Annotated in this window: 11 protein-coding genes and 2 pseudogenes; 8 read left to right on the top strand and 5 right to left on the bottom strand. The window is 58.0% G+C overall.

Translation table 11 applies throughout. From position 1 onward, the window contains the following. The first annotated feature begins 70 nt into the window (after positions 1 to 70). The 3 genes and pseudogenes from PGR6_RS29950 to PGR6_RS30755 form a co-directional block, all read left to right on the top strand. Positions 71 to 214, top strand: a complete 144-nt coding sequence (locus tag PGR6_RS29950) for a hypothetical protein (protein ID WP_155944795.1) — start codon at positions 71 to 73, stop codon at positions 212 to 214. Further along, on the top strand, positions 211 to 1,596 hold the full coding sequence (locus tag PGR6_RS14265; RefSeq protein WP_032833722.1) for a GntP family permease: 1,386 nt from the start codon (positions 211 to 213) through the stop codon (positions 1,594 to 1,596). Before PGR6_RS29950 ends, PGR6_RS14265 begins: the two co-directional genes overlap by 4 nt. A gap of 108 nt (positions 1,597 to 1,704) precedes the next feature. After that, positions 1,705 to 1,824: pseudogene (locus PGR6_RS30755) on the top strand (hypothetical protein); the annotation flags it as partial. A 133-nt stretch (positions 1,825 to 1,957) separates the two neighbouring features. Here PGR6_RS30755 and PGR6_RS30425 read toward each other — a convergent pair. Then, positions 1,958 to 2,084: pseudogene (locus PGR6_RS30425) on the bottom strand (hypothetical protein); the annotation flags it as partial. 186 nt (positions 2,085 to 2,270) lie between these two features. Here PGR6_RS30425 and PGR6_RS30760 point away from each other — a divergent pair. Then, positions 2,271 to 2,444: an ATP-binding protein gene (locus tag PGR6_RS30760; protein WP_408981042.1), complete on the top strand. Its 174-nt coding sequence runs from the start codon at positions 2,271 to 2,273 to the stop codon at positions 2,442 to 2,444. 410 nt (positions 2,445 to 2,854) lie between these two features. Here PGR6_RS30760 and PGR6_RS14270 read toward each other — a convergent pair whose 3' ends face one another. Next, complete coding sequence (locus PGR6_RS14270) at positions 2,855 to 3,907, bottom strand: AraC family transcriptional regulator (protein WP_064617841.1); 1,053 nt, start codon at positions 3,905 to 3,907, stop codon at positions 2,855 to 2,857. Positions 3,908 to 3,912: 5 nt separating this feature from the next. Beyond that, positions 3,913 to 4,914, bottom strand: a complete 1,002-nt coding sequence (locus PGR6_RS14275) for an AraC family transcriptional regulator (protein ID WP_064617843.1) — start codon at positions 4,912 to 4,914, stop codon at positions 3,913 to 3,915. Positions 4,915 to 5,081: 167 nt separating this feature from the next. On the opposite strand from PGR6_RS14275, the gene PGR6_RS30195 reads away from it, so the two are divergent. Further along, complete coding sequence (locus PGR6_RS30195; protein WP_019578898.1) at positions 5,082 to 5,228, top strand: hypothetical protein; 147 nt, start codon at positions 5,082 to 5,084, stop codon at positions 5,226 to 5,228. Between the two features lie 3 nt (positions 5,229 to 5,231). Here PGR6_RS30195 and PGR6_RS14280 read toward each other — a convergent pair whose 3' ends face one another. Further along, the gene (locus PGR6_RS14280; RefSeq protein WP_064617845.1) at positions 5,232 to 5,828 is read right to left on the bottom strand and encodes a TetR/AcrR family transcriptional regulator; all 597 of its coding nucleotides are present in this window, start codon (positions 5,826 to 5,828) and stop codon (positions 5,232 to 5,234) included. A gap of 119 nt (positions 5,829 to 5,947) precedes the next feature. Here PGR6_RS14280 and PGR6_RS14285 point away from each other — a divergent pair, with 119 nt between their 5' ends. Genes PGR6_RS14285 through PGR6_RS14295 form a run of 3 tightly spaced genes read left to right on the top strand, consistent with a single transcriptional unit; the run spans position 5,948 to position 11,677 of the window. Continuing rightward, positions 5,948 to 7,105 (top strand): MexC family multidrug efflux RND transporter periplasmic adaptor subunit, encoded by a 1,158-nt coding sequence (locus PGR6_RS14285; RefSeq protein ID WP_064617847.1) that lies wholly within the window; start codon positions 5,948 to 5,950, stop codon positions 7,103 to 7,105. A gap of 27 nt (positions 7,106 to 7,132) precedes the next feature. Next, on the top strand, positions 7,133 to 10,264 hold the full coding sequence (locus PGR6_RS14290) for an efflux RND transporter permease subunit (RefSeq protein ID WP_064617849.1): 3,132 nt from the start codon (positions 7,133 to 7,135) through the stop codon (positions 10,262 to 10,264). A gap of 3 nt (positions 10,265 to 10,267) precedes the next feature. After that, positions 10,268 to 11,677 carry an efflux transporter outer membrane subunit gene (locus PGR6_RS14295; protein ID WP_064617851.1) on the top strand — a complete coding sequence of 470 codons (1,410 nt, stop codon included), beginning with the start codon at positions 10,268 to 10,270 and terminating at the stop codon, positions 11,675 to 11,677. Between the two features lie 104 nt (positions 11,678 to 11,781). Here the strand turns inward: PGR6_RS14295 and PGR6_RS14300 are convergent, their stop codons facing one another. Further along, the gene (locus tag PGR6_RS14300; protein ID WP_019578903.1) at positions 11,782 to 12,348 is read right to left on the bottom strand and encodes a TetR/AcrR family transcriptional regulator; all 567 of its coding nucleotides are present in this window, start codon (positions 12,346 to 12,348) and stop codon (positions 11,782 to 11,784) included. Between the last annotated feature and the right edge of the window lie 205 nt (positions 12,349 to 12,553).

Consider the following 12,553-nt stretch of genomic DNA (forward strand, 5'->3'; position numbering starts at 1 on the left):
AAAACCTATCGTGGCTCATCGAGAGTTCTGTGTAATAGCAGCATATTCCAATTACAAGAGAGTAGATTCCATGAACACGTCATCCAATGCCGAAGTTGAAAGCACCCAAACGATGTTTGGTTTATTGCGTGCGCCGACAGGCGTTACGGTTTCAAACTTCTCTTTCAAATCTGAGTGCAGTTTGAGCGCCAGCCCAGCCGAGATCCTTTCATGACTCCCTTAGATGTAGACCTCTTACTGACCGCATTGGTGAGCGTCCTGGTGCTGGTGGCGCTCATCGTGTCGCGTCTCAAAATGCACCCGCTCCTGGCCTTGCTAGTAGTTTCCGTTGGCGTTGGCTTTGCAACCAGTATGGAACCAGAAACCATAGTCTCCCACTTGATCACCGGCGTCGGAAAGACACTGGGGGCAGTAGGGGTCGTAATCGCGCTTGGAGCGATGCTAGGCAAAATTCTTGCTGACGCAGGTGTCACAGAGCAGGTCGCCGAGGTCATCCTCAAGCGAACATCGGATCGGATGATACCTTGGGCCATGATGATGGTTGCATTTGTAATTGGCATTCCCATGTTTTTCGAGGTGGGCTTGGTGATCATGCTGCCGCTGATATTCAGCGTGGCGCGAAAGCTGGAAAGCCAGGCTCGCTTCAAAGGTTCAGCCTATGTGTATGTGGGTGTTCCGGTGATTGCGGCACTTGCAGCCATGCACGGGATGGTACCGCCGCACCCTGGCCCCTTGACGGCCATCGCCGCGCTCAAAACCTCGGTTGGGCCCACAATGCTCTATGGCTTCCTTGCGGCTATTCCTGCAATGATTTTAGGCGGCCCGCTTTATGGCGCATTCATTTCGCCGCGCATGAGCACTCGGCCCGATCAGGTTTTGCTAGATCAGTTCACCCTGGCTGAAAAAGCCGACGATCAACCAAGCACCAGCGTATGCCTTGGCGTGCTGGCAGCCTTGCTACCGGCGATCCTGATGCTGATTCATGCCGTCGCTGAGATGGTATTACCCAAGGACAATGCGATCCTGAAAATGGCTAGTTTCTTGGGCAATCCCCTGATCGCCATGCTCCTGGGCGTGCTGTTCGCAGGGGCAAGTCTGGTACTCGCGCGGGGCGGCGATGCGGGGCAATTGCGCGAATCCCTGGGCAAGAGCCTCAAGCCAATCGCCTCAATCATCATGATCATCGCCGGCGGTGGTGCCTTTCAGGAGCTGTTGACCAGCGCCAAGGTGGGCGATGCCATTGTGCACCTGACTCAGCAGTCTGCGTTCCCTCCGCTGATCTTGGGTTGGTTGATCGCGATGTTGCTCTCGGTATCTACCGGTTCTGCCACTGTCGGTATCGTTGGTGCTGCTGGCTTGCTGGCGCCGCTTGCAGGTGCTGATCCCAGCCTCAACCTGCCTCTGCTTGCCTTGTCCATAGGCTGCGGCTCGCTGTTCTTCAACTATGCGAACCACGCGGGCTTCTGGATGGTGAAGGAATCCTTCGGCATGACTATGGGCGAAGCCACCAAGACCATTTCGGTGGTTCAATCCATCGTAGCCGTGGTCGGTTTGATTGTGGTGTTGATGTTGAATGCGGCTGTCACGGTGGTTTGAGTCAGGATCTGTTCGCAGTTAGTAACCCTGCCCGAACGAGTTAGCCGAGGGGGGGAGATAGAGTTACGCTCCACAGGGTGTTTTACTCGGCTCTAACCCTAAAGTGTCGGCACGCATAAGCCCCGCCAGGTGAAGGTCTACAAAAAACCTCACACAGGCGAAGTTGTAGAAACGAAGGGCCCTTCAAGGGCCCTTTGTTGTATGCGCTTTCGAAATTGTTCAGATTAATGATCTATGAAAAAAGGAAAAGGGGGTGGAAACGGTTTTACTGTCAACTCAGGAGGGACAATACCTCAGAGCCTACGCATGTGGTCTGTCCCGGTATTAGTAGAGTGAAGAGGGGGCAGGAACGATAACGGTGGAGGTCGAGATCGTAGACCAAGATGTCGACTACGCGAACCGGATTGGCATCGTGGGCATAGTCATCAAGGCTCTCGGGAAGTAAAGGTGTCTTGGCCTCGATGTTCACATTGGATAAAGCGCTTCATAGGCGATCCCTGCGACGAAACCCTCAAAAACCATAGCAAGTGTTCGCGACGGCGTTTTTACATACTCTGGGCCAGATCATTCAGAAACCGTCAAAATGCCTTTTTCCTGCCTCGCGCCCACGACTTTGTTGATTAGTTCATCCCAAGGTGGCGTTGAAGGGAACAGCTCAATCAGAAATGCGAGGAATGCCTGTCAAATCCCAAATCGGCTTTAGGGGCGCTGATGATTTCACGGGTGGCTCGGGCTTGGACCTATCCACCGTCGAACGTGTTGTAGATCACCTTGGATGGGGCATTCGACATGAGCCCAATCCGAATGGCGGTAGCCGCTTCACCTTGCAGCTTCCCGATAGCGTGTAGTTTTCCATCGACAGTAAAATCGACACACCGCACGCACATAGGTTGATTCATCAGAGATCGTCCTGCATTTTCCACCACAAGCAAGAGCATCGAATGAAAGGGATCCTCGAAAACCTGCGTCCGCTGGACTAATCTTGAAATATAATGTGGTCGATAGTAGGAATGTTCGGATGGTTGTGCGATTCATTACTCTTTGAATTTATTGTTTTTTTAGAAAAATATTACATATCCATGTTGCGATAAGTCGAAATCCGGTTTTGTTGCATGAAATTACTTGTTCATACGCAACACTTTTGGGCTAACTGACGCGAGAATTGGATAAGTAATTGAGGCTAATGTTGCTGTTCCCGAAGCCTATCGTCCGATCTGCCGCTTTCGACCCAATTTGAGTGCATGCACACTGGATACGTTCACGACCGATCCTTCACTCGGCTCTGAAGCAGCAACGGCTGCCTGCTAAACCCCGACTGCCTGCACCATTCCAGCGCGGACACACCAAACCAGCGATGGAACGCACGCGAGAATGTGCTGACATCGGCATAACCCAGCAGATGCGCCACTTGCGTCAGACTGATCGTCGGGACCTGCAGGTAATTGCGCACTAATTGCTGGCGTGTCTCATCCAGCAACTGCTGAAATGACGTGCCTTCTTGAGCCAAATGGCGTTGCAAGGTCCGCGGGTTGACTGCCATGCAGTCGGCCACTCTATCGATCGTCGCACGACCGCTAGGCAACAGATTGCGCAGCAATTGTCTGATGTAGCCGGGCATCTCGTCTGCCGACAAGCGTTCCATGCCCGACAGATGTTGAGCGATGAGTTGATGCAGGGTTTCGCTGGCGCAATCCAGCGGCTGCGCCAGCACGCATGCGTCGAATAGCAGACCAGTGTGCGCTGCAGAGAAGGTCGGTGTGATACCCAGCGCCTGCCGATAGACCCGCTCATCTGCAAGGGGGGGATGACGGAGCATTACCGCCTCGGGTTGCCATTGATCCCCGGCCAAGGTTCGCATCAGTTGTAGACCGACACCACACGCCAGTTCTTCTGCTTGAGGTAATCCGCCAATCGCCGCCTCATCGGTCCGGTAGCCAAGCAAAGCAACGCCCTCGAAAACCTCCAGATCGATGTGTGCCGCGCCGTTGTACAGCGCGAAATTGGCGCGCAGCTCGAGCAAGGCATCGCCGATGGTTCGGGAGTTGTGAATCAGGAAAAAAATATCACCGAAGACGTCGACCCCTTGATAGAGCCCAAATTCCAGGCCGAACAACGGGGTATTCGAACGCTGTTGGCACAGCTCCAGCAAGCCGCAATAGTGCTGGAAGGACAGGATATCTTCCGGGCGCTGCAGAGAAGCCACAGGCACAGAAGCCCGACGCAGCATCTGGCTCGGGTCCAGGCCTTGACGCCGGGCGAATTGATCGAATCCCGCCAGGCTGAGTGCACGAATGAACGGATTGGAAGGCATGTCATTTACCGATGAGTGTGCTGCATGCGCTGCTTCCACTTTTGCGGGCTGATGCCGTACCAGCGAGTGAAGGCGCGGGAAAATGTGCTCAGATCGGCATAACCCAGCAGGCTTGCCAGTTGCGTAAGGTTGATCGACGAATCGCAGAGGTAGCGCGCGGCCATCGCCTGGCGCGTGTCGTCCAGCAGTTCCTGAAATCGCGTGCCTTGCGCCCGAAGATAGCGTTGCAAGGTGCGCGGGCTGATCATCATGTACACCGCCATGTCGCGAAGCGTGACCGGGCCATTGGCAAGTTCATTACGCAGCCGTTTTTGCACGTAAGACGGCAACTCTTGCAGCGTCACGCGCGCAAGCTCGTCAATGTGTTGCTGGGCCAATTGCTGACACCTGGTGTCTGTCGCTTCCAGAGGTATCGCCAGCAATGACTCATCAAAGACCCAGGCATTGAAGGGACTGTCAAAGCGCGGGGGGACACCCAGCAGCGCGCGATAGGCAATGCGGTTGGCCGGAGCACAGTGGCGCAAAATCAGAGCTCTCGGTTTCCAGGCGTGTCCCAGCAGTTCGCGGAGCAAGCAAGCGGCAATTCCCATCGCCAACTCCACCGTCTGACGTACCGAGACCAACGTTCCGTCAGTGACTTCGTACAAAAGCAGGGCACTGCCGGCCTGGCGTTCAAGGCGCACTAGCGCGCCGTCGCTATGTATATGGAAATAACGTGTCAGCAGATTCAGCGCCTCGCCCACATGGGCTGTACTGCGCATGGCGTACAGCAGGGTGCCGAGACTTTGCGTGCCCTGGCGCAAGCCAAACTGTAAGCCGAACAGGGGATTGTTCGAACGCACCGCACACAACTCGACCAAGGCGTTGAACTGCGCGCCGGATAGTTGAGCATTCAGCGGGTCTTCGGGCAGATGAACCTCAGCCAGCGCCGAATCCGGATCGATGCCCTGACTGACAGAGAACTCCTTGAACCCCAGCAGAGCAGTGCCACGGACAGTGGACATTATCTCGCCCCCCCGAATGAAGCACAGCCTTTGGCCTGAGGAGTACTGGCACGATTTGCAAAATCTCTGGCGCGATTTGCAAAGCTTTCACCCTTGTTCCGAGACCAGACTCGAACCACCAATAACAAAAGACCTGCGTTCGGCCCAAGGCCGGACGATGGAGGTATTCGATGCGTCGGTTCCTGTTCGTTTTCCTGGTGCTCGCGCTGATTTCGGGTGCGCTTTATTTTCAGCCTCGGCCCGCTAACCACACTGTTGTTCATCATACCAATCACCCACCGGTTGCCAGCATCAGCGATGCCTTCACGCATTTCTGAGGATTAAAGCGTTCTTTCCTGCACAGATGAGTGCTCGCGGAACTCGCCGCCAGACAGCGCTCCATGCAGGAACATCTGCTCGAGCGTTCGTGCCGAATCAGCATTGGCGGCACGCCCGCGCTGTTCGGCATCCACCAGGCCATAGACCAACGTGATGAACAGCTCGGTAAAAATCGCTGCGGTGATGTCGATGCGAAACAACCCTTTTTGCTGGCCTCTCAGGAAGAACCCATCCAGCGCCTCCAGGTAAAACTGCCAGCGTGTGTCACCCCGTTCAAAGTCAAGGAAGTCAGGGCGGTATTGCGCCATCAGAAAGGCCAGCAGTTCGCGATGGGCGAGATGCTTCCGGATCAATCGGCGTAGCGCGTCCAGCGGTTCCAGGTGCTGTAAACCGGCGCTGCGGATAATCAGATTGAGCGTGCCCTCGGCGTATTCCTCCAGTTGCTGCCCCAGGTTTTCCCGTGTTCCGCAGTAGCGGTGCAGGGTCGCCTTGCTCACGCCTGCCAATTGCGCCAACTCTTTCATCGTTGCCCGCGGTCGGTTGACGACCGCCACGGTCAGCGTCTTGAGCAGGTGTTCATCATGGGAAATCGGGTTCATCACCAAGCCTCAAGCGATGTTCATATAAGGTTCACATATTTCTCATATGAGACATATTTGACTCATTAGGGTTTAGAAAGTAGCATTCGCACCAAATTCAATCAAGCCTTGGGTGAGTTATGGGCAATTTGCGTGCAGTAAGGATGGCGGGCTCGCTGGCAGTAGCCATTGCGCTGGCAGGATGTGGGCCGGCGAATGAACAAGCGGGTGTGGCCGAAGTGGCGCGCCCGGTAGAAGTGCTGGCGGTGAAGACTGAGCCTTTGGCGCTGACTTCGGAGCTGCCGGGCAGGGTGGAACCCATGCGGGTCGCTGAAGTGCGCGCACGGGTGCCCGGCATCGTGATGCAAAAACGTTTTGAAGAGGGCGCTGACGTCAAAGCCGGGGACCTGCTGTTCCAGATCGACCCGGCGCCGCTCAAAGCGGCTTTATCGCGCGCCGAAGGTGAACTGGCCCGCACCCAGTCCGTTGCGCTTGAGGCACAGGCACGGGTCAAGCGCTATGAACCGCTAGTGAAGATCGAGGCGGTCAGCCAACAGGATTTCGACAGTGCCATGGCTGACCTGCGCAGTGCTCAGGCGGCAACCCGTTCGGCCCAGGCCGATCTGCAAAGCGCCCGGCTGAACCTCGGTTATGCCTCGGTGACTGCGCCGATTTCTGGCCGCGTCGGCCGTGCACTGGTAACCGAAGGTGCCCTGGTCGGTCAGGGGGACGCGACGTTGATGGCGCGGATTCAACAGCTTGATCCGGTGTATGTCGATTTCACCCAGTCGGCGGCCGATGCACTGCGTCTGCGCGAATCGCTCATGGGCGGAAAGCTCTCCGCCGACGACAACAAGGCGCTGTCGATTCGTGTCGAGGGCACACCCTACGAGCGCCAGGGTGCACTGATGTTTACCGATGTCGCGGTGGATCGTGGCACCGGCCAGGTATCGTTGCGCGGCAAGTTTGCCAATACCGACGGTGTCCTGTTGCCGGGCATGTTTGTGCGCGTGCGCACGCCACAAGGCACTGACAACCAGGCCATTCTCGTGCCGCAACGCTCGGTGCAACGCGGCAGCGATGGCGGCGCCCAGGTGATGGTGGTAGGCGCAGACGACCGGGTCGAGTCACGCAATGTGGTCACCGGTGCCATGCAGGGTTCGCGCTGGCAGATCAGTGAGGGATTGAAGGCGGGCGATCAGGTGATTGTCGGCGGACTTGCCGGCCTGCAACCGGGCGCCAAGGTCGCACCGGGCCAGTCTCACGCCCAGGCTCAGCTGCCTGAGTCGAAACAGTAAGGGCGCAGTCGCCGCGAGGATATTCCGATGTCTCAGTTTTTCATCAAGCGCCCGAACTTTGCCTGGGTGGTGGCGTTGTTCATCTCTCTGGCCGGTCTGCTGGTCATCCCGATGCTGCCGGTGGCGCAGTACCCCAATGTCGCGCCGCCGCAAATCAGGGTAACGGCTACCTATCCTGGTGCCTCGGCGAAAGTGTTGGTGGACTCGGTCACCAGCGTGATCGAGGAGTCGCTCAATGGCGCCAAGGACCTGCTTTATTTTGAGTCGACCAACAACTCCAACGGCATTGCCGAGATCGTGGTCACTTTCCAGCCAGGCACTGATCCGCAGCTGGCCCAGGTTGACGTGCAAAACCGCCTGAAAAAGGCTGAAGCACGCATGCCGCAAGCCGTGCTCACCCAAGGGCTGGAGGTGGAGCAGACCAGTGCCGGTTTCCTGCTGATCTATGCGCTCAACTACAAGGAAGGCACCCAGCACAGCGATACGACCGCTCTGGGTGACTATGCCGCACGCAACATCAACAACGAACTGCGCCGGGTGCCGGGCGTCGGCAAGCTGCAATTCTTCTCCTCTGAAGCAGCCATGCGCGTCTGGATCGACCCGCAGAAACTGGTGGGTTACGGGCTGTCCATCGATGACGTGAGCACAGCCATCCGCGAGCAGAACGTGCAGGTGCCGGCCGGCAGCTTCGGCAGTACGCCGACCAGCAGCCAGCAGGAGCTGACAGCCACGCTGGCGGTGAAAGGAACTCTGGATAATCCGGAAGAATTCGCACGCATCGTTCTGCGCGCCAACGAGGACGGCTCGACGGTCAAACTGGCGGATGTCGCCCGCGTGGAAGTCGGCCAAGAGAGTTACAACTTCAACTCGCGTCTGAATGGCAGACCGGCGGTGGCGGCGGCGATCCAATTGTCCCCCGGCGCCAACGCGATCAAGACCGCGACGGCCGTCAAGGAACGCCTGGCCGAACTGTCCGCCTATTTCCCGGACGACGTGGAATATTCCGTCCCCTACGACACTTCGCGTTTCGTCGATGTCGCTATCGAGAAGGTGATCCATACCTTGATCGAGGCGATGGTGCTGGTATTCCTGGTGATGTTCCTGTTCCTGCAGAACATTCGCTACACGTTGATCCCGTCGATTGTGGTGCCGGTGTGTCTGCTGGGCACGCTGCTGATGATGTATCTGCTGGGCTTCTCGGTGAACATGATGACCATGTTCGGCATGGTGCTCGCGATCGGCATTCTCGTGGACGACGCCATCGTGGTGGTGGAAAACGTTGAACGGATCATGGCCGAGGAGGGGCTGTCTCCGGTCGACGCCACGGTCAAAGCGATGGGACAAGTATCGGGAGCGATCATCGGCATCACCCTGGTGCTGTCGGCGGTGTTCATGCCACTGGCGTTCATGTCCGGCTCGGTGGGTGTGATCTATCAGCAGTTCTCGGTGTCGCTGGCAGTGTCGATTCTGTTCTCGGGCTTCCTGGCGCTGACGTTCACTCCGGCGCTGTGTGCCACGCTGCTCAAGCCGATTCCTCAGGGACACCATGAAAAGCGCGGTTTCTTCGGCGCCTTCAACCGTGGCTTTGCCCGGCTCACCGAGCGTTACTCGATCCTGAACAACGGGCTGGTGTCGCGTGCCGGCCGGATGATGTTGGTGTACGTGGGCATCATTGCGATGCTCGGTTACTTCTATCTGCGCTTGCCGGAGTCGTTTGTGCCCGTGGAGGACCAGGGCTACATGATCGTCGACGTCCAGTTGCCACCGGGCGCGACCCGTACCCGTACCGAAGCCACCGGTGAACAATTGGAGCGGTATCTTGCCTCCCGTGACGCGGTCCAGTCGACGTTCCTGGTGTCGGGCTTCAGTTTCTCCGGGATGGGCGATAACGCCGCGCTGGCATTCCCGGTGTTCAAGGACTGGTCGCTGCGTGGCGAAGATCAATCGGCCATGGCGGAAGTCATGGCGCTGAACGAGCAATTTGCCGTGACCAACGACGGTGCAGTGATGGCGGTGCCTCCGCCACCGATTGATGGCCTGGGCAACTCCGGCGGTTTTGCGCTGCGCCTGCAGGATCGCGCTGGCCTGGGCCGCGAAGCATTGATCGCAGCCCGCGATCAGTTGTTAGGGCAGGCCAATGGCAACCCGAAAATCCTCTACGCAATGATGGAAGGCCTGGCCGAGTCGCCGCAATTGCGGGTGGTGATCGACCGTGACAAGGCCCGCACCCTGGGTGTGAGTTTCGAGTCGATCAGCCGTGCATTGTCAGCCGCGTTCGGTTCGGAGGTGATCAACGACTTCACCAACGCTGGCCGTCAGCAGCGTGTGGTGGTGCAGGCCGAGCAGGGCGACCGGATGACCCCGGAAAGCGTGCTCAAACTGTACGTGCACAACAGCGCGGGCAATCTGGTGCCGCTCAGCGCCTTCGTCACCACCCACTGGGAGGAAGGTGCGGTGCAACTGGTGCGCTACAACGGTTATCCGTCGATCCGAATCGTCGGTGATGCCGGGCCGGGATATAGCACCGGTGAAGCCATGGCGGAAATGGAGCGAATCGCCGCGCAATTGCCGGCGGGTTTCAGCTACGAGTGGACCGGGCTGTCGTATCAGGAAAAGGTCTCCAGCGGTCAGGCGACGCAACTGTTCGCGCTCGCGATCCTGGTGGTGTTCCTGTTGCTGGTCGCACTCTATGAAAGTTGGGCAATTCCCCTGACCGTGATGCTGATCGTGCCGATCGGTGCCATCGGTGCGGTACTCGCGGTGATGGTCGCCGGCATGCCTAACGACGTGTACTTCAAGGTTGGCCTGATCACCATCATCGGTCTGGCAGCGAAGAACGCAATCCTCATCGTCGAGTTCGCCAAAGAACTTTGGGAGAAAGGTTACAGCCTGCGCGACGCTGCCATCGAGGCCGCACGCCTGCGCTTCCGGCCGATTGTCATGACCTCCATGGCTTTCATCCTCGGCGTTGTGCCGCTGGCGTTGGCGACCGGGGCCGGGGCGGCGAGTCAGCGTGCAATCGGTACCGGTGTGATCGGCGGCATGCTCAGCGCGACGTTGCTGGGTGTGCTGTTCGTACCGATCTGTTTTGTCTGGGTGCTATCGATGCTGCGTAGTAAACCGGCCCCCATTGAACAACCCGCTTTGACTCAGGAGTGACTCATGCGTATTTCAGCTTTTTCTACGCTGGTGATCGCCATGCTGCTGGGTGGTTGCTCGTTGGCGCCCACTTATGAGCGGCCCGTTGCGCCGGTTGCGGATAACTGGGCGGGTGAGTCGATGAAGCAGGGCAGTCCGATCAACCAACTGGTGTGGCAGACGTTTATCGTCGATCCCGACCTGCGCCGCCTGGTGGTGATCGCTCTCGAGAACAACCGCTCACTGCGCCAGACGCTTCTGGATATCGAGCAGGCCCGGGCGCAATACCGCATCCAGCGTGCCGATCGGGTACCGGGGTTGAATGCCAACGCAGTGGGCAATCGCCAGCGCTTGCCGGCGGATTTGGCCAACGACGGCCGGGCGGGCGTTGCCAGCAACTATCAGGTCGGCCTGTCGCTGCCTGAGTACGAGTTGGATCTGTTCGGTCGGGTGAAGAGCCTCAGTGACTCCGCGTTGCAAGAGTACCTGGCCACCGAAGAAGCCGCACGCGCGGCGCAGATCGCACTGATCGCCGAGGTCAGCCAGGCTTATCTGGTTCACGATGGCGCCCAACGTCGTCTGGATCTGACGCAACAAACCCTGATCAGCCGCGAGTACTCGTTTGTCCTGATCAGCCAGCGCCGCTCGAACGGTACGGCGACCGCGCTGGATTACCAGGAAGCACTGGGATTGGTGGAGCAATCGCGCGCAGAGCAGGAAAGCAATCTGCGGCAGAAGCAACAGGCCTTTAACGCGCTGGTTCTGTTGCTCGGCACCAAAGATGCGGCGAAGTCGATTCCCGAACGGTTGCAGAAGGAGCCGATGCTGGTTCAAGACATCGCGCCTGACACCACCTCGACGCTGATCGAACGCCGACCGGACATTCTCGCCGCCGAGCATCGTCTGCAGGCGCGCAATGCTGACATTGGTGCGGCGCGCGCGGCGTTCTTCCCGCGTATCAGTCTGACGGGCAGCTTCGGCACCTCCAGCGCGCAAATGTCCGGTTTGTTCGACGGTGGATCACGTTCCTGGAGCTTTGTCCCCAACCTGTCGTTGCCGTTGTTCGATGCCGGACGCAATCGAGCGGGGTTGAGTCTGGCCGAAGCCCGCAAGGACTCTGCGGTGGCGGCGTATGAGGGCACGATTCAGACGGCGTTCCGCGAGGTCGCCGATGCACTGGCCGCTACCGACACCTTGCGCCGGGAGGAAGCCGCCCGACGCGCGCTGGCCAATACCAGCAGCGAGACGCTGAAACTGGCCAAGGCCCGTTATGAAGGCGGCATCGACAGTCACCTGCGTTACCTCGACGCCCAGCGCGCCAACTTCGTCAACGAGACGGCATTCATTGAGGTCAGCACTCAGCGTCAGATTGCCTTGGTCGATCTGTTCCGCTCGCTGGGCGGGGGATGGTCATCGCAAGCAATGGCCAGATAAGACGCTGGCAAGCGCTCCTTGGGTTGGCGCATCCAACCTGTTTTTTTAGCCCCGTGGACCGTCAGGTCGCGGGGCTCTTTTTTTGGAGGAGTGAGGAGTAGGGATTATTGGGGACGTACTACGCAGGCAGCGCCATGCAGGAACATCTGCTCCAGCACATTGGCTGAGTTGGCACTTGCCGCGCGCCCACGGCGTTCCGCATCGACCATGCCGAAGATCATGGTCAGGAACAGTTCAGTGAAGACCGCAGCGGTGACATCAATGCGGAAGGCGCCCAATTGCTGGCCGCGCAGAAAGAATGCATCAAGGGCATCTGCATAAGACTGCCAACGATCACCTTCGCCATTTACCGCGAAGGTGTCGGGGCGATACTGAAAGAGCAGGAAGACCAGCATTTCACGATGCGCCAAGTGCTCATTGATCAGACTTCGCAGCGCTTCCACCGGCTCGCCGTGCAACAGGTCGGTCGTGGTGGTGATCTGGTTGAGCACCGTCTCTCCATGGCTTTCCATCATCTGCACCAGGTTGTCACGGGTGCCGCAAAAGCGGTGCAGGGTGGCCTTGCTCACGCCAGCGGCTTCAGCCAGTTCCTTGAGCGTCGCACGAGGGCGATCAACGATGGCCAGAGCCAACGCCTTGATGAGTCTTTCGTCTTGGGGAGTCAGGGACATCAGTAGGTCTCGGATCGAATTTCAATGCTGGAATTGTGCAGGAAAAGCTCATTACTGCAACGAAAACCACAGAACAGGAGGAGATTACTTCATTTGAGACATTATTTGCTCAGTTGTGGCTCTCAAGCTTGCCCACATCAATAATGTTTTTGAGTGTCATGATCTGCAAAAAACATGGCGTGATCTGCCAAGCTTTTGCATCTGC

Source organism: Pseudomonas sp. GR 6-02 (assembly GCF_001655615.1).
Classification (GTDB): domain Bacteria; phylum Pseudomonadota; class Gammaproteobacteria; order Pseudomonadales; family Pseudomonadaceae; genus Aquipseudomonas.

Excerpts from the sequence above, each read along its gene's own strand:
- PGR6_RS14290 (WP_064617849.1), top strand. The coding sequence starts at position 7,133 with ATGTCTCAGTTTTTCATCAAGCGCCCGAACTTTGCCTGGGTGGTGGCG.
- PGR6_RS14295 (WP_064617851.1), top strand. The coding sequence starts at position 10,268 with ATGCGTATTTCAGCTTTTTCTACGCTGGTGATCGCCATGCTGCTGGGT.
- PGR6_RS30195 (WP_019578898.1), top strand. The coding sequence starts at position 5,082 with ATGCGTCGGTTCCTGTTCGTTTTCCTGGTGCTCGCGCTGATTTCGGGT.
- PGR6_RS30760 (WP_408981042.1), top strand. The coding sequence starts at position 2,271 with ATGCCTGTCAAATCCCAAATCGGCTTTAGGGGCGCTGATGATTTCACG.
- PGR6_RS14300 (WP_019578903.1), bottom strand. The coding sequence starts at position 12,348 with ATGTCCCTGACTCCCCAAGACGAAAGACTCATCAAGGCGTTGGCTCTG.
- PGR6_RS14265 (WP_032833722.1), top strand. The coding sequence starts at position 211 with ATGACTCCCTTAGATGTAGACCTCTTACTGACCGCATTGGTGAGCGTC.
- PGR6_RS14280 (WP_064617845.1), bottom strand. The coding sequence starts at position 5,828 with ATGAACCCGATTTCCCATGATGAACACCTGCTCAAGACGCTGACCGTG.
- PGR6_RS29950 (WP_155944795.1), top strand. The coding sequence starts at position 71 with ATGAACACGTCATCCAATGCCGAAGTTGAAAGCACCCAAACGATGTTT.
- PGR6_RS14285 (WP_064617847.1), top strand. The coding sequence starts at position 5,948 with ATGGGCAATTTGCGTGCAGTAAGGATGGCGGGCTCGCTGGCAGTAGCC.
- PGR6_RS14270 (WP_064617841.1), bottom strand. The coding sequence starts at position 3,907 with ATGCCTTCCAATCCGTTCATTCGTGCACTCAGCCTGGCGGGATTCGAT.